The following is a 17538-nucleotide window of genomic DNA, read 5'->3' as shown; positions in this document are numbered from 1 at the left end:
TACACACAAAGTGTCTGACTTCTCAATGCGTATGCTTTTGAGAAGTCAGACAGCTACTGCGATAAACAGTAACCACTATCAAAGTGATTAGACGTGATATTGTTTTTTACTTTTTCCTCAGGAGTCTCGTCCATTTGGGCAATTGAATTTCAAAGACAATGAATCAATGCGGACAAATTTATGAATAAGGAACATGACAAGTATCAAAATTTTTTAGTCCCATATACCCTATGTTCATTATTTGCTTCACGATTACAACTTTCTTTGATCATAAAAGGCTGGAAGAACTCAATTGTCTCCCAGCCTCAATCTATAATCTATTCGTTTTCACTGTCTACACTTTGCGGTTTTTCTACTTCAAAATGAATGTCCCCATCTTTCAAATCGCCGTATACGATTGTGCCTTCTGGTAAGTTTTCTTTGATCATCATACGTGCAAGTGGTGTTTCGACATGTCGTTGTACAAAGCGTTTAAGTGGACGTGCACCAAACTGTGGTTCGTAAGCTGTTTCAGCCATCCATTTTGCCGCTTCATCTGAAATTTCTAATGTAATACGTTGATCCATTAAGCGCATGTTCAAGTTAATCAAGATTTTATCGACAATCATTTGCATATCATCCATTGTTAATGGTTTGAACAATACGATATCGTCCATACGGTTTAATATTTCAGGTTTAAAGTATGCATTCAAACTGTTCATGACTGCTTTTTCTGTCGCATCATCAATCTTGCCACTATCTTTCACATTTTCAAGTAAAATTTGTGAGCCGATATTACTTGTCATAATGATAATTGTGTTTTTGAAATCAACGCTACGTCCTTTTGAATCTGTTAAACGACCTTCATCTAAAATTTGAAGTAATACGTTAAAGACATCTGTATGTGCTTTTTCCACTTCGTCTAACAAAATGACTGAATATGGGTTACGTCTCACTGCTTCTGTTAATTGACCGCCTTCATCATGACCCACATAACCTGGAGGCGCCCCGATTAAACGAGAGACAGCGTGTTTTTCCATATATTCACTCATATCAATGCGAATCATATGTTTTTCAGAATCAAACAATGATGACGCTAATGATTTCGCTAGTTCTGTTTTACCGACCCCTGTTGGCCCTAAAAATAGAAATGAGCCAATAGGACGATTGGGGTCTTTAATTCCTGCTCTAGCGCGTACAACCGCATCCGCTACTAAATCTACCGCACGATCTTGACCTACGACACGCTCATGTAAAATATCGGATAAGTGTAATAATTTTTCACGTTCAGTTTCGACAAGTTTTGACACAGGAATGCCTGTCCATTGACTGACGATTTCACCGATTTCTTCGTCTGTCACGACTTCACGAATAATGCGGTCTGAGTCTGTGCCTTTTTCTTCTTGGAATGCCGCTTCTAACGCTTTTAATTCTTTTTCTAATTCTGGAATTTTACCGTGTTGAAGAATCGCTGCTTTTTCAAGGTCATAGTTGTTTTCTGCATCTTCTAACGCTTTACGACTTTCATCAAGTTCTGCACGTTTTTTTTGGACTTTTGCAATTTTTTCTTTTTCATTTTCCACACGTGCTTGCAATGCCGCTTGTTTTTCTTTTTCTTCAGCTAATTCTTCTTGTAATTCTTTCAAACGAATACGACTTGCTTCATCAGACTCTTTTTTCAATGCATTTTCTTCAATTTCTAACTGCATCACACGACGATTCGCTTGGTCGAGTTCAGTTGGATTAGAGCCCATTTCTGTTCGAATGGTTGCTGAAGCTTGATCGACTAAATCAATCGCTTTATCCGGTAAGAATCGGTCTGTAATATAGCGATCTGACAATTCCGCTGCCGCAACGAGTGCACGGTCTTGAATACGCACACCATGGTGGACTTCATAACGTTCTTTCAAGCCTCTTAAAATAGAAATTGTATCTTCAACAGTCGGCTCCGCAACTGCAACTTTTTGGAAACGACGCTCTAACGCAGAATCTTTTTCGATGTATTCACGATACTCATTTAATGTTGTCGCACCAATACAGTGAAGTTCACCTCTTGCTAACATGGGTTTCAACATGTTGCCGGCATCCATCGCACCGTCCGTTTTACCTGCACCGACTAACATATGAATTTCATCTATAAAGAGTAAAATACGACCTTCTGATTCTTTGACTTCTTTCAATACCGCTTTGAGTCGTTCTTCAAATTCACCACGGTATTTCGCACCTGCAACGAGCGCACTTAAGTCTAATTCAAACACTGTCTTGTCGAGCAATGAATCGGGCACATCTCTTTTCACGATACGTTGTGCCAATCCTTCAACAATCGCCGTTTTACCGACACCTGGTTCACCAATAAGAACAGGGTTGTTTTTCGTTTTACGACTTAAAATGCGAATCGTATTACGAATTTCTTCATCACGACCAATGACAGGGTCCATGTTGCCTTTACGAACTTCTTCAACGAGGTCACGACCATATTTTGCTAATGCTTCGTAGTTTACTTCAGGATTTTGTGTAGTCACATGATTCCCTCCTCTTATCTTTTTAATAATTTCAATGATGATATCTTTTTTACCGTCAACAAATCGTTTCGTCGTTTCATCAACATCGATGGCCGCACGTAAAACATGTTCCATCGAAATATATTGATCGTCATATGCTTGCATGTAATTTTCAGCTTTAACGAATAAATTGTTCATTTGAGGCGACATATATTGCCCATATTGGACGTTGTCACCTTTCACTGTTGGATAATTTTTTAACTTGTCTTCATATGCTTGGTTTAAAGCATGCGTATCAATGTTTGCACGTTCTAAAATACTGTGAAATAAGCTTTCTGGTGCTTCGAGTACTGCTTTTAAAACAGCCTCTACTTCTACATTTGTTAATTTGTATGTTTTCGCATGTTCAATTGCTTTTTGAAGTGCATTTTGAATCGCATGTGTCATTTGATTAATGTCCAAAATGTCTCACTCCTTTATTGGAATAGGTCAAATTGACTTTGACTTTCTTTGACCTTAACTCTATTATAAGTCCACATTTACTAAAAATCAATCGATAACTTTGACTTTTTTTGACTATTTTTTAATTCTCCCTCATATATTTAACCCAATCACATCCATTTTAATCAAAAAATAAGGCTACATCTTTTTCAAGACATAACCCTCTTTTTGTTACTTATTCTTTTTCTTCGTACTGTGATTTTTTTCAATCGTTTGAATAATGCTGTTCGTTAATGCACGCACACCTGGTGGCTCTAAATGAATGCCATCCGGCGCAAAATATTCTGTATGATTTTCAGAACGGCTATACCAATCGACTAACGTCACATTCGCTCGTTTTTTCGCTGCTTTCGCTAACACTGCATTCACATGTGATTCATAAGAACGTGGGACGCGCGTATTCACGACATAAATATCTGCCTTGCCGAATTGTTCTAGCAAACTGTTCAACTGTTCTTCTGTAAAATCACCATTTGTCCCTAATTCAAGGACGACAATATCATTTTTATCACGATAGCTTTGATATTGCTGTTTCGCAAGAGGTATCGCTTCTACTAAGTTACGTCCCACTTTACCATTAATGTCTGCTTTAGGCACAAATGATTTAAAGTAGTCGCCAATGTCTACCATCACGGAATCACCAATCAATAACGGTTTCCATGATGCATATTTCTGCTTATTCCCTTTCACGACAAAGCCATCAATTTCAAGTTGTGGTAACGGCAGTGGTTGGGTAATCAGTTTATCAATTTCTTCGGTATTCACTTCTGTCACTTGCGTACTATTATTTTTGGTGAAACGGTTAAAGACCCCCACCATTACGAGTAACGTTGGAATGAGTAAAATAATCACTAACCATGTCCGCAAAACTTTTTGTGAACGCCAATTTTTCAAATGATTAAAGGCGAAAATGTTAAATCCTTCTTTTCTAAACGGCTGTTCGATAGATTTGTAAGAAAACTCCGCCATGAGCACCATCAATAAAATTTCAACGACATAAACTAAAGGTGGAATTTGACCTTGCACGAACTGATGGTGAATCAATACGATAATCGGATAATGCCATAAATATAAACTATACGATCGGCTACCGATAAAGGTAAAAACTTTGTTGCCTAAAAACTTCGCAAAATACCCTGAAGGATGAACACTACTTGCGATAACTAATAATGTGACCGCTGAAATGAGAAAAAATCCTCCGTAATACAAAATACTATTCGTTTCAGATACGAATTTGAAACATATAAATAAAATAGCCAAACCGATTACGCCAGCAGTATCGATCATCATGCGCATCTTGCGGTTCACTTTCGCTTTTAATTGAAAAGGTGGCCAAACAAGTGCAAGCAATACCCCCATCAATAATGTTTGTATCCGTGTATCAGTACCAAAATAAACACGTGCAACATTTTCGTTCGGTACGTATAACACCATCATCGTGATCATGGAGATGACGAGTAATATTAAAAATGTGATGCGTATCGATTTCAGACGACGCATAAAGCTTAACAAACCAAGTAATACAATCGGAAACACGAGATAAAACTGCTCTTCTATTGCTAATGACCATAGATGTTTTAATGGTTGTACTGCAAATTGTTCAAAGTAATCGACATTTTGCATAATGTACCACCAATTCGACACATAAAATATTGCCGCAATACTATCCGCACGTACTTTTTGAATTTCCGTTGGCATGAAAACTAAGGTAAGCACAAGTACGCCCATGACTAAAAAGAGCACTGCAGGAATTAGTCGTTTAACACGTCTTAGCCAAAATGATGTCAATTCAATTTTTCCCGTATGATGATACTCCGTTAATAACAAACTCGTAATTAAATAACCAGAAATCACAAAAAATGTATCTACCCCTAGAAAGCCACCCGACAACCATTGTGGATTGAGATGATAGATAATGATTGCGATGACTGCAACCGCTCTAATACCGTCTAACCCAGGCATGTATCGCGGACTTATAGGTTTTCTGTCTCGTTGATTATAGTTCCACACAAACATCATTCTTTCCAAATTTAATGTATTGATTATATATTGTATACTTTTGTTTTCATTCGTGCAATTGTATTCGCGAAATTTATGTAAACGTTTTATTGAGCATCTAAAATTTTTTACATTGTGGTAGCTATACTTCAAACGATGCTATTGACCTGTAACTTCAAGGAGTTATGCGGGGGAGCAGTAAGATTGCGTCCTGTTCATAGGTAAAAAAAAGACTTTCAAAATTGAATTCACAATTGAGAAAGCCCCTTTAACTACTTCAAAAATATTAGCTGATACCTAACGCAATTTTAGCATAACGTGACATCATATCTTTATTCCATGGTGGATTCCAAACGATGTTCACTTCGGTATCTTGAATTTCTGGAAGTTCTGCTAATACTGTTTTAACTTGGTCAACAATTTGTGGCCCTAATGGACAACCAATTGAAGTGAGTGTCATTTCTACAGTACATAAACCATCATCATCTAAATCAACTTTATAAACAAGCCCTAAATTGACAATATCAATCCCTAACTCAGGGTCAATGACATTTTCAAGCGCGCCTAAAATACTATCTTTCAGTGCCTCTTCCATCCGTATCACCTCTTTTATGTTATTACTAGTAACAATATATCAAAATCCCCACTTTTCGACAATAAAATGCTATGATATGTATACACTGAAACTTGGTACTAAGGAGAGTATGAATGAAACAACATTTAATTTGTTTAGATTTAGATGGAACACTTTTAAATGATGAAAAGGAGATTCCAGAATATACATTTCGTGTGTTAAAAGCACTACAACAAAAAGGGCATGCCGTCATTATTGCAACGGGTCGACCTTATCGTGCAAGTCAGCGTTATTACGATCAACTTGGATTAAAAACGCCTATCGTTAACTTTAATGGTGCGTTTGTACATCATCCCCATGATGAGACATTCTCAGTGCAACACCATCGTTTAGATGAAGGACTTGCGACGAGCATTATTGAAACTTTGAAAAAAATGCAAGTGAAAAATATGATTGCTGAAGTGAAAGATTGCGTCTTTTTAGATCAACCTGACCCACATCTTTTTGAAGGTTTTAGCATGGGAAATCCAGTGACAAAAGTTGGCGATTTACGCGAAAACTTAAATGAAGATCCAACATCACTATTAATTGAAGCGGAAGAAATGATGATTCCACGTGTGAAACAAGTGTTGACACGCTTCTATGCTGAAAATATCGAACATCGTCGTTGGGGGGCCCCTTTCCCAGTCATTGAAATTGTCAAAAAGGGCATCAGTAAAGCAGTCGGTATCGATATTGTGAAAGATTGTCTACAAATCGAGCATGACCATATTATTGCATTTGGCGATGAAGATAATGATTTAGAAATGATTAAATATGCGAAACATGGTATTGCGATGGGAAATGCGATTGATGAGCTCAAACATGTCGCAAAAGAAACAACACTGTCGAATAATGAAGACGGTATCGGAATTTATTTAAATCGTTTCTTTAACTTAAATATGCCTAAAGAGAAATAACACAACTGTTGGAAGAAGGAGTAGTTACAATGACAAAACATATTATTGTCGTCGGTGCAGTCGCGGGTGGTGCAACAAGTGCCAGCCAAATTCGACGTTTAGACAATGAAAGCCGTATTACTGTATATGAAAAAGATAGTTTTATGAGTTTCGCAAATTGTGGTTTACCTTATTACCTGGGAAATGTTGTAGAAGAACGAGATGACATTTTATCAGCAACACCAGAAAACTTTAAGGCGAAAAAGAATATTGATGTCAAAGTGAAATACGAAGTACTTAAACTAGATGTCAAAAATCAAACAGTAACCGTGAAAAATCATCTGACTGGCGAAACATTTGAAGACCCTTATGATATTTTAGTGCTCAGTCCAGGTGCACGTGCAAGCCACCTTAACTTTGACGTTCCTCACCTTTTCACATTGCGCAATATGGACGATACTGACCAAATCGATACATATATTCGCAAAAACAATGTACAAAGCGTTTTAATTGTCGGAGCGGGATACGTCAGCCTTGAAATGGTAGAAAATATGCACCATCGCGGCCTACATCCGACATTAATCCATCGTTCTGAAGCAGTGAATAAATTGATGGATCAAGATATGAACAGTGTCATTTTCGATGCGCTGAATGCATACAGTATTCCGTATCGCTTAAATGAGGAGATTCAGTCCATTGACGGTCATACGGTAACATTTAAGTCAGGTGTAGTTGAAGATTATGACATGATTATTGCAGGCGTCGGTGTACAACCAAATTCAGAGTTCATCCAAAATTCTGGTGTGCAACTTGACGCAAAGGGCTATATTCCAGTCAATGACAAATTTGAAACGAATATTCCAAACATTTATGCGGTTGGCGATATTGTCACAAGCTTTTATCGTCACGTTGACCTGCCTGCACATGTACCACTCGCTTGGGGTGCACATCGCGGTGCAAGTGTCGTTGCTGAACAAATTGCAGGTCATCCAGAAGTTAGATTTAAAGGTTACGTCGGTGCCAATATCGTTAAATTTTTCGATTACACATTAGCAAGTACAGGTATCTCACCGCAAGAATTGAAAAACTTTGATTATCAAATGGTAGAAGTGAATCTTAATACACACGCGAGTTATTACCCTGATAATAGCAAAGTCCATTTAAGAGCGTATTTTGATAAAGAGACACGCCGCATTTTAAGAGTCGCTGCAGTAGGTCAAAAAGATGTCGACAAACGTATTGACGTTCTATCTATGGCATTAATGCATCAAACAACAATTGACGAATTAACAGAATTTGAAGTTGCTTATGCGCCACCATTTGCACATCCTAAAGATTTAATTAATATGTTAGGTTATAAAACACGAAATCTATAATATAGAAAAAAGCGAAGGAGCATCAATGGCGCATCCTTCACTTTTATTTGTTTTGTATGAACGGTTGTACTTTTATGAATGATTCACATTTCAAACGTGTGAACCCTTGCTTAACGGAATAAATCAGTAATCGGACCCCATGGTAAAATTGCGCCTAAAATAATGGTAACAATAACAACAACTAAAGTAGCAATAAAGACACCTCGACTTGGCGCTTTTTTCTTCTTACGCGCTAAAGTCACTTCAATTAAACCAATGACTGCAATACCCGCTAGCAGTTTCAAAGTCATTAACATATGACTCACACCCGTAGCTGAAAAAGCTTTGATCGCAAGCCAAAAACCTGTAATTAAAACGAAAAGCATAAATAATCGTGTTGCCATATGGAGTGACTTAAATAATGGCGTCGGACCTTGCTTGTTTGAATAATTTTCATACGTCGCATAAAACAAAATCAAAAGAACAATCCAACTTACAATATGCACGTTGATTAAAAACATGTTTGGTAACCTCCTTATGTTGCGCATCTTTCCAATCATAACATAATATAGCCTTCTACACATTTTAATTACCTAATTATTGTTAATCCAAACACTTTTGAAAATTATCATAGCAAACAGCAACATTTTGATGACAAGCTTTGGGGAGAGTTAAAAATTTTTCATCCCGCAATGCTTTCTTCGTTTACTTTATTACCAACTCGGATTCGTGGACTTACCAGGGACTGCTCTCAGAAAGCGTCCCAAGATAGCAATCAATAAAGTAATTTCTCCTTAACCCTCTTTACTCCATACCACATATCATTATGCAGAAAATGAATATCGACGCATCATATGATTTGCGCACCACTATTCAAATTGACGCACTTCTTATAACTACAAGAACGATTCTTTTCCTACTCAATATCGATACTTTATTTGATTGCAAATCTGGGCGAGACTCCTGAGGCATAGAGCCCAAACTAAAAAACAACCAACGCTTCCACTACAAATGTAACACTAAAATCAAAACGTTGGTTAGTTGAAGTGAGGCGCCTAGGAACGCGAACCCAAAATAGCAATCAATAAAGTTGATTCACTAAAAGCTCCAAAGAATCGTTCAGCAATTTATAAACCCCCACGACATCAATAAGAAAGCACCAAGCGCAAAATCACTTGATGCTCATTTCATATTAATCTTTCGCAATAAAGTTTGTTAACGTTCCAATATTATCAATCGTTACTTTCACTTCATCACCAGGCTGTAAAAACTTCGGTGGATTCATACCGGCACCGACGCCTGCTGGTGTACCCGTCGCAATAATATCTCCTGGATGTAACGCTACATATTTTGAAATTTCTTCAATCAACTCATCAATTTTTAAAATCATTTGTGAAGTATTGCCGTCTTGACGAATTTCATTGTTCACCTTTGTGACGATATTTACGTTTTCAGGTGTAGGGAGTTCATCTTTTGTCACGATGTAAGGACCCATTGGGCAGCCCCCTGTTAAACTTTTAGACAAGAATGCTTGGTCATGCGCTTTTTGTGCATTACGGTCTGTGATGTCGTTAATAATTGTATAACCATATACATAATCCAACGCTAAACCTTTTGGAATTTTTTCGCCCGATTTACCAATCACTACACCAAGTTCGCCTTCATAATCTAAAGCATCTGTAATGTCTTGGTGGTTCGGAATTGTACTTTCATCACCTGTTAATGACGAAGCTGCTTTCGTAAACACATATAAACGATCCACTTCATGCTTTAACTCTTCTGCATGTTCTTTAAAATTACGTCCAAATGCAATGACGTTATTCGTAGGTGTCACTGGCGGTAAAAATTCGATATCTTCAAATTTCACTTTATACGCATCACCGTTTCCACTGTTTTCTGCAGCAACGACTGCTTTACGTACGTGCTCTTGAAAGTCTAATGTTTGGTTTTGTTGTAATCCTTCGAGCAATGTTTTTGGATGGAAATCACCTTCTCCAAAATTTGCGAAGACTTGCTTTAAATCCCAAGCCGCTTCTTCTCTTTTTACCTTCACTCCATATGAAGTTTCACCTTTATGTTTGAATGATAGGAATTTCATTCATAATCAGCTCCTAACGTATATCTTAGTCATATTATAACGAAAAATTTAGACAAATCACAAATTTTTGAAGTTAACGTGTTTAAATCGCGAGTTCGCCATATTTAAAGAAGTACAAATAGCCGTTCACTGGGCATTTCAAAATGGTTTCTAAAGCGCGTTGATAATATTGCATTTGTATACGATATTTCTCTTTCAATTGTCTTTCCAACTCTTCATCAGACATCCCTTTACGACGAATGAGTGCATCTGTTTTATAGTCCACAAAGTAGTAATGACCGTTTTCTTTAAAAACCAGGTCAATCATCCCTTGAATAATAGATGCATCTGTCGTATCTGGTGTATGTTCGACTTGATGTTGATTCACGACAAACGGCAATTCGGTATACACTTCGTTACTTTTCGCAATACGATAATACAAATCACTTTGAACGAAACGTTTAATTTCTTCAATCGCGATAACATTGATATCATGTGCACGAATGATTGAACGCTTGACCAATGATTCAATGTAGTCATTTAACGCTTGATCTGTTAATCCGGCTTCTTTAAATGGCAAATGTTGCATAACCGTATGCATCAATGTCCCTACTTCTGCTGCAGTATGTTGTTGTTCTTGTAAAAACTGCGGACGTTCATACGTGGCCACACCTAAACGATATTGGCGGACACGCTCATAGTTCGTATCGGCCTGTTCTGTATCGAGTTGACGTTTGAGCTCTGACACAGATTGCTTTGAAGCTTGTTGTACAGCTTGTTGATATGGATAAACATACAACAATTGTTCCATCACACGTTGCGCGAGTTCATCGTCCAATGGTGTCGCAGCAAGTCGCGCCTCTAACGTTTCAATCGCGTGACCTTGAGATGTGGCCAAATCTTGTTCTGTTGGTAACACGTCTCTTGCATCCATGTGTTGTAATTGAAGGCGTGGCTTTACAGCTGCATCCAAAACCTCAACATCCGCTTCAAAACGTTGATGGCGTTGAATATTCGTGTTCTGATGTTTACTCAAAATACTATACATCAGTTGAAATGGATTTTTCGCATTAAATCGGTCAATGGCTGCTAATTTTTCATCAGTAATTGTAGCAGCGGCCATCATATCAAGTTCTTCTGCTTTTTTGGACGTCCCAATTAAATAAAGTTGTTCTTTTGCACGTGTTAAAGCAACATAAATCAATCTCATTTCTTCAGAGATGAACTCTTTTTGATTGATCAAATCGATACTCATAGAAATGAGCGATGGATAAAATAACCCTTGTGCCTCATCATAATATTGTAAACCGAGACCTGCGTGTTGATTCAGGACGACAGGTTTTCCTAAATCATTTTTATTAAAGTCGCGTGTTAACCCTGAATAAATGACAAATGGAAATTCAAGACCTTTACTACTATGAATCGTCATCATACGCACCACATTATCATTTGGACCGATGACATTTTCTTCACCAAAGTCTTTACCACGTTCAATCATTTGGTCGATAAATCGAATAAATTGAAACAAACCGCGGAAGCTAGAATTTTCAAAATCGACAGCTTTATTAAACAGACCATGTAAATTCGCACGACGGCCACGGCCACCTACAAGTGCACTAAAATATTGAATAATGTAATGATCATTAAACAGTTTGTCGATGAGTTGGTACACTGGATGATGTTGGCTGTAGTCTTGGTAACGCGCTAAATCATTTAAAAATGTCTTTAACTTTGCCACAATCGCAGGGTCCGCCGCTTCATCTTCTATGTAATGTTGAATTGATTGATAAAAATAGTTATCTTGCGGTGACACAATACGAATCTTAGCCAGTTCATCTTCTGTAAATTGATAAATGACCGAACGCATTAAGCCGACTAAATAAATATCTTGTAGTGGGTTATCAATCGTACGTAAAAATGACAACATTAATCGAATTTCTGTTTGTTCAAAATAACCTTGCTTACTGTTCACAAATAGCGGGATATCTTGCTCTTTAAACGCTTGTTGAATGAGCCTTGCATTACTGTAACTTCTTTCAAGGATGACGATATCTTTATATTGTGCCGGACGATACGCACCTGTTTTCGGATCATACACTTTTTGGGACTCTAAAATCGTCTGTACTTGTTGCGCAATAAAATACGCCTCTTGTTCACTCGCAGTCATCTCTCGGTCTTTATCGACCATGAGTACATTGAACTGCACAGGGATATCGACCTCATCATACGGTGCACCGTAATAAAGTTTTGCGGCTGCATCGTACTCAATTTCCCCCACTTCAGCGTCCATCATATGATCAAACAAATAGTTCGTCGTCGAAAGCACTTCTTTGCGAGAACGGAAGTTTTGCGATAAATCAATACGCCAACCACTCGACTGGTCTGGTTGGTTAAAACGTTGATATTTTTCGATAAACAAACTCGGATCCGCTTGTCTAAATTTATAAATGGACTGTTTCACGTCGCCCACCATAAATAAATTTCCGTTTGATTCGTCCCCTCGTTTAATACTTCCAATAATACTTTCTTGCACACGGTTCGTATCTTGATATTCGTCGACTAATATTTCTTCAAAACGTTCACGATATAACGTAGCAATTTCTGACGGTTCACCCTGTTCATCTCGTAAAATTTGTAACGCAAAATGTTCATAATCTGAAAAGTCCAAGATGTTGCGCGCTCTTTTCGCACGACTCAATGCATGAATGACATCTTCCGTTAAAGTTGACAAATAGTTCACGCGCGGGGCAAGGTGTTGCAATTCCTCAAGCAGTGTCTCATCATCACGCCCAACGAATGAGGATTTCACTGCATTGAGATGGTCTTTAAATTGCTCATAATACGCTTTAAAGTTTTCATAAGCCGCATCAAGCATCGGATCTTCTTTCACAGCTTTCGGTTTAGGTGGGATACGACCGAGTTGATACGTCGCCAATGCTGTTTTATCGATGGGCTGTTCACTTAATAGTCGGCGCAAAAATTGGCGGTGACCCTCGATAAAATCAATGTGCTTAGGAAAATCTCCTACTAGTTCGAATTGATGATACGCTTCTTCTATCGCATTTTGTGCTGCTTCTAAATATAAACGGACATATTTGTTTAAAATATCTAAATAATGCTGTTGCAAATGACGCTCCAAATAAGGTTGATCTAACGCATGTAACCAGCCAATCGGATCAGGGTTTGCGATACTGAAATAATATAGATTTTTAACCATTAAACGTAATGCGGCATCATCTCTATCCGTCGAAATATGCTCGGTCAACGTCACAAATGTTGGATCCAAACGGTCGTAATGCTTTTCAAACACGTCATCAATCACTTCTTCTAGCAACAAGACATTTTCAACTTCACTCGCAGTTCTAAAGTTAGGATCAATGTCCAACACATCATAATGTTGCTGAATGAGACGCAAACAAAAGCTATGCAATGTTGAAATTTGTGCTTGATGAATTTTCGTCCGTTGATTTTTTAAATGTTGATTGGAAGGATCTTCAATGGCGGCTTGTTGGATACGGGCTTCGACACGATGTTTCATTTCGCGTGCACTCAAGTTCGTAAACGTCACAACGAGTAAACGGTCGACATCAATGTCATCACGTAAAATACGCTGAATAATGCGTTCAACGAGAACTGCCGTTTTACCAGAACCAGCCGCTGCTGCTACAAGTACATCTTGACCTTTTGCGTATATACTTTCCCACTGTGCATCGGTCCATTGTACATGTTCAGGTTTTGTTGGAATCATATTTCATCCTCCTCTTCTTCTGCCGCAAGTATTTCAAGTGGCTTAATTTTTTCATCCACCCGACGATATTTCGGACTATCAATCATACTATCTACGTGACAAACGGCTTGATATTGACAGTATTGACACGGTAAATGGTTGCGGTATTGCATTGGCGCTACTTCGTTATGTCCATCCATTATACGACTCGCGATATCCACAAAGTTTTGCTTATTATGTTGAATCAGTTTATAAATTGTTTGTTCATCCGCCACTTTACTCGTCGCATTTAAACTACCATCTTTTTTCATACCGAGTGGCACGATGTCGGATTTAAAGCCAGCTGTTAATCGTTCATCATACGCTTCTAACACATCTACATCATTGTTGAGCAATCCTTGTAATTGATACGATTTCAAAAAGGCTTCATCTAATTTGGCTGCTTCGATATCATTCCACGCACGCTTTTCATCTCTATATTGATGCACGTACATGTATAAAAAGCCGCCTGGTTTCACTTCTTCCACTAAACCTAAACGTTCTTTGTTTTGAAGCGCGATATCCATATAGGTCATCATTTGCATCTGCAAGCCGTAATACACTTTCACTAAATCAAGTGACGCGCTTGAAGATGATGATTTGTAATCGATAATATTGACGAAACTTTTATTATCCTTTTGGTACGTATCGATACGGTCAATTTGGCCACGAATATAGATTGGCATGCCTTGTGATGTATACAACGTTTCTGCTTTTAGTTCTGATGCATCTTTCGGTGATTTACGGAACGACTTTTCAAATGCGATCGGCTTAAATTGTGAATGCGACGTTTGATACTTCATCGCATATAGTGTCGCTTGTACAATTGCACCGATGCGTTGTGATAAATAACGATAATACGACGTTGAATTCAACAAATTAAACTGTACATGTGGTAACAATGTTTCTAATGCGTCATTCGTCAATTCCGCAATTTGAAGCTCAGTTAATTGGTTGAAACGCCCTTCAACCTTTTCAGCAATATATTTCAAAACATCATGGAAAATTGTCCCTAAGTCAAAATTTTGAAGTTGATATTTCGTACGTTCATTCAGTCTCAAACCGTGCGACGTATAATGTTTAAATGGACAACTTTGATACCCTTCAAAACGGGACACACTCGCATGAATCGCTTTACCGTATAGCTGCGTCGTCAAATCTGCATCCAATTGTACTGTATCGTTATTGTATGTGAGTGCTGATTTCAAATGTGTCAGGCCGTCGTTAAGCTGTGGATACTGTGCCATCACTGCATAAGTCGTAAACCACGTATCCGAAATCAATCCTTCATCTAACCATGTTTTAAATGCTTCAAACAGATGTACTTTCGTTTGATGTGAATGTTCGATAAGGGATAACGTGTCACGTGCGTGTTGGTGTGTTAATTGGATGATGTCTAAGTTACGAAACATTTGACGGATATCATGTAAAAACGGACTTTTTTCTCGTTCTGCACCATTCGCATCCATCAAACTGTATGAAAACGTCACCGCTTCTGTCGCACGTGTCATTGCAAAATAGCAGACGAATGCTTCATCCATTTGTAAAATATCGGATGTCGGGCTCAACTGCACTCCCGCATATGTTTCAAAATCTTTCTTTTCATTATCTGAAATCAAGCCAGAACCGTTAATCGCTTGGGGCATGATTCCGTCGTTCATCCCAATCATATAAACATGCTTTTTATTTTCCACTTTCGCTAAGTCCATCGTCCCAATCGTCACTTGGTCTAACGTTTGTGGAATCATTGAAAATTCGAGTTCGTTCAAACCAACATCTAACACTTCTAAAAAGCGTGTTAACGTCATGTCACGTTCACCAAACACGGTCACGACATCATCCAACACTCGAATAAACCCGTTCCAAATTTGGTCGATTTCTTCGGCGGCTTCATGTTCACCTTGCTCATCTAACATATCACGCTGCGTCATCAACTGATTGGGCAGTTCAAAATCTTCCATCGTTTCATAAAAATACGTCGCAAAAGCTTTGGCATTTGAACCTTGTGCTAACTTTTCTTCAAATTTCAACAATTGATTAAACACTTTTGTTTTTAAATCAATCACACGTTCAAATGTAGCTGTCTCTTCTTCCGTCAGTGGATCGGTCGGTCGGATGCCCATTTTACGGAATTGATTCAGTTCAAAATATTGCGGGTCGAGCCAACGTTTGCCATAAATCCCCCGCTCTATCGCAAAGTTTTCCAACAAATGGACTAAATACGCACTATCTGGAATCGTTTGGGTTAAGACATTCGTTTTCAACAAGCGCATCAACGGTTCAAACTGCCATTCTGTTTGTAGTACTTCGATTAATGTACGCAACATTTCCATAATCGGATGGTGCGTCATCGATTTTTTGACGTCAATATTGTACGGAATATCATATTGTGGCAAAATCGCATCTAACAAATAGACATATGACGGATCACGATACAAAATTGCAATATCTTGATAACGGTACTGCTTTTCACGCACATCTCTTAAAATCACTCGTGCCACTTCATTGACCTCTTCACGTGTCGTCGATGCTTCTAGTATGAGAATCCCATCGTCTGCTGCATGGTGACTTTCAGGTTGTAATGCGTCAAACTGCTGTTCTAACACGGTTAATGACTGTGCTTTGAATCGTTGCTGTGTATTGAAATACAACCGTTCGAGTGGTTGGCCGACACGCTGAGCCATCTCTTCAAAATGACGTAACGACTCAGATGGCTTACGGAACATACTTAATACATCTTGATCACCGTTTGTCGTTAATGCCACCGTCACGGACTTCACATGTTTCACTAAAGCTTCGATCATTTGGTATTCTTGAGTAGAAAAATTATGAAATCCATCTATGTATATTTCTGCTTGTTTGAGCCACTTCGACTGTGGAATAAGCGCGACCAGTCGATTCATCATCGCTTCGCCAGTAATATATTCCGAAGACATACGTTCTTGCAATTTTTCATAAATCAAACCAATGTCATGCAACTTATGACGGGTGCGTGGTTCAAGGTGTGCATCTGCAGCCATTTCCGAAACCATCTCAGGGGTCACAGCATATTTTTCAAAATCTTGAATTTGTTCCCGCACTTTTGTACTAAACCCCATATAACCCACTTGTGAGCGGTACAACTTCAACTCTGTTTGTGCTTCTTGTAAAATATCATAAATCATCATCTCAATGGCAATCGACGACAAACGTTTTTCATGCACCCCACCTAATTCTTGGATGATGCGATGACCCAGTCGTTCAAAGTGCAACACTTCTGTACGTACACTCCCTAACAACGCGGCATCTTTGACGAGTGCTTGTTCATACAAATACGTCCCTTGCATCGGCGTGATCATAATGATAGGATGCCCTATCGGTTGTGCCTTCATTTTGTCTTTAATTTCTGCTAACATGCGTGTGCTTTTGCCCGTTCCAGCACGACCTAAAAATGTTCGAAACATGGAATCCCCCCCTATCTTTAATACAAATCGGCATTCATTATTTAAAGTATATTATAGCATTAACCACGCTTGATACTCTATGAAAGTCAGTTGTACATTGCATCTTTTTGACTCAGAAAACAAGGGATATGACATAAAATTTTTCGCTTATCTTACTCGATATATTTTAATTGACTCACTTTCATTCCTTGTTGAATTGTAATCATTGTCATTATGAACTCTCGTTTCTAGAGCCTTAGATTTTACTGTGACATTTGTAAGGAAGTATTGGTGAATTTCGGGATCAGCTGAACCGGAAAATCCAATTCGGCTTCCATCTCGTATACACTTTAATTAAGCCGAATTGAGTTGAAGGTTCAGCCCTGGGAAAGGAAGCATGATAGTAGCAATTTTAAGATCATCCACA

Annotated in this window: 9 protein-coding genes; 2 read left to right on the top strand and 7 right to left on the bottom strand. The window is 38.3% G+C overall.

Going from position 1 to position 17538, the window contains the following annotated elements:
- Positions 1-317 precede the first annotated feature (317 nt).
- The 3 genes from clpB to GZH82_RS03325 all read right to left on the bottom strand — a co-directional run bounded on the left by clpB (position 318) and on the right by GZH82_RS03325 (position 5574).
- On the bottom strand, positions 318-2942 hold the full coding sequence (gene clpB / locus GZH82_RS03335; protein WP_162681307.1) for an ATP-dependent chaperone ClpB: 2625 nt from the start codon (positions 2940-2942) through the stop codon (positions 318-320).
- Positions 2943-3152: 210 nt separating this feature from the next.
- Positions 3153-4997 (bottom strand): acyltransferase family protein, encoded by a 1845-nt coding sequence (locus GZH82_RS03330; RefSeq protein WP_162682986.1) that lies wholly within the window; start codon positions 4995-4997, stop codon positions 3153-3155.
- Between the two features lie 268 nt (positions 4998-5265).
- Positions 5266-5574: a metal-sulfur cluster assembly factor gene (locus tag GZH82_RS03325; protein ID WP_014614389.1), complete on the bottom strand. Its 309-nt coding sequence runs from the start codon at positions 5572-5574 to the stop codon at positions 5266-5268.
- Between the two features lie 113 nt (positions 5575-5687).
- Here GZH82_RS03325 and GZH82_RS03320 point away from each other — a divergent pair, with 113 nt between their 5' ends.
- Both GZH82_RS03320 and GZH82_RS03315 read left to right on the top strand, forming a co-directional pair.
- Complete coding sequence (locus tag GZH82_RS03320) at positions 5688-6512, top strand: Cof-type HAD-IIB family hydrolase (protein WP_162681306.1); 825 nt, start codon at positions 5688-5690, stop codon at positions 6510-6512.
- Between the two features lie 29 nt (positions 6513-6541).
- Positions 6542-7867: a CoA-disulfide reductase gene (locus GZH82_RS03315; protein ID WP_162681305.1), complete on the top strand. Its 1326-nt coding sequence runs from the start codon at positions 6542-6544 to the stop codon at positions 7865-7867.
- A gap of 110 nt (positions 7868-7977) precedes the next feature.
- On the opposite strand, the gene GZH82_RS03310 is transcribed toward GZH82_RS03315, so the two are convergent.
- From GZH82_RS03310 to addB, 4 genes are all read right to left on the bottom strand, one after another.
- Positions 7978-8367 carry a YisL family protein gene (locus tag GZH82_RS03310; protein ID WP_162681304.1) on the bottom strand — a complete coding sequence of 130 codons (390 nt, stop codon included), beginning with the start codon at positions 8365-8367 and terminating at the stop codon, positions 7978-7980.
- A gap of 671 nt (positions 8368-9038) precedes the next feature.
- Positions 9039-9944 (bottom strand): fumarylacetoacetate hydrolase family protein, encoded by a 906-nt coding sequence (locus GZH82_RS03305; protein ID WP_162681303.1) that lies wholly within the window; start codon positions 9942-9944, stop codon positions 9039-9041.
- 82 nt (positions 9945-10026) lie between these two features.
- A complete protein-coding gene (gene addA, locus GZH82_RS03300; RefSeq protein WP_162681302.1) occupies positions 10027-13671 on the bottom strand; it encodes a helicase-exonuclease AddAB subunit AddA in 3645 nt (1214 codons plus the stop codon).
- On the bottom strand, positions 13668-17132 hold the full coding sequence (addB, locus tag GZH82_RS03295) for a helicase-exonuclease AddAB subunit AddB (protein WP_162681301.1): 3465 nt from the start codon (positions 17130-17132) through the stop codon (positions 13668-13670). The genes addA and addB overlap by 4 nt, the downstream gene beginning before the upstream one ends.
- Between the last annotated feature and the right edge of the window lie 406 nt (positions 17133-17538).

The sequence above is a fragment of the Staphylococcus sp. MI 10-1553 genome (assembly GCF_010365305.1).
Lineage (GTDB): Bacteria > Bacillota > Bacilli > Staphylococcales > Staphylococcaceae > Staphylococcus.
The sequence above is the reverse complement of the archived record's forward strand: the minus strand, read 5'-3'. Positions and strand labels throughout refer to the sequence as shown.

Excerpts from the sequence above, each read along its gene's own strand:
- GZH82_RS03330 (WP_162682986.1), bottom strand. The coding sequence starts at position 4,997 with ATGTTTGTGTGGAACTATAATCAACGAGACAGAAAACCTATAAGTCCG.
- GZH82_RS03325 (WP_014614389.1), bottom strand. The coding sequence starts at position 5,574 with ATGGAAGAGGCACTGAAAGATAGTATTTTAGGCGCGCTTGAAAATGTC.
- GZH82_RS03320 (WP_162681306.1), top strand. The coding sequence starts at position 5,688 with ATGAAACAACATTTAATTTGTTTAGATTTAGATGGAACACTTTTAAAT.
- GZH82_RS03315 (WP_162681305.1), top strand. The coding sequence starts at position 6,542 with ATGACAAAACATATTATTGTCGTCGGTGCAGTCGCGGGTGGTGCAACA.
- GZH82_RS03310 (WP_162681304.1), bottom strand. The coding sequence starts at position 8,367 with ATGTTTTTAATCAACGTGCATATTGTAAGTTGGATTGTTCTTTTGATT.
- GZH82_RS03305 (WP_162681303.1), bottom strand. The coding sequence starts at position 9,944 with ATGAAATTCCTATCATTCAAACATAAAGGTGAAACTTCATATGGAGTG.
- addA (WP_162681302.1), bottom strand. The coding sequence starts at position 13,671 with ATGATTCCAACAAAACCTGAACATGTACAATGGACCGATGCACAGTGG.
- addB (WP_162681301.1), bottom strand. The coding sequence starts at position 17,132 with ATGTTTCGAACATTTTTAGGTCGTGCTGGAACGGGCAAAAGCACACGC.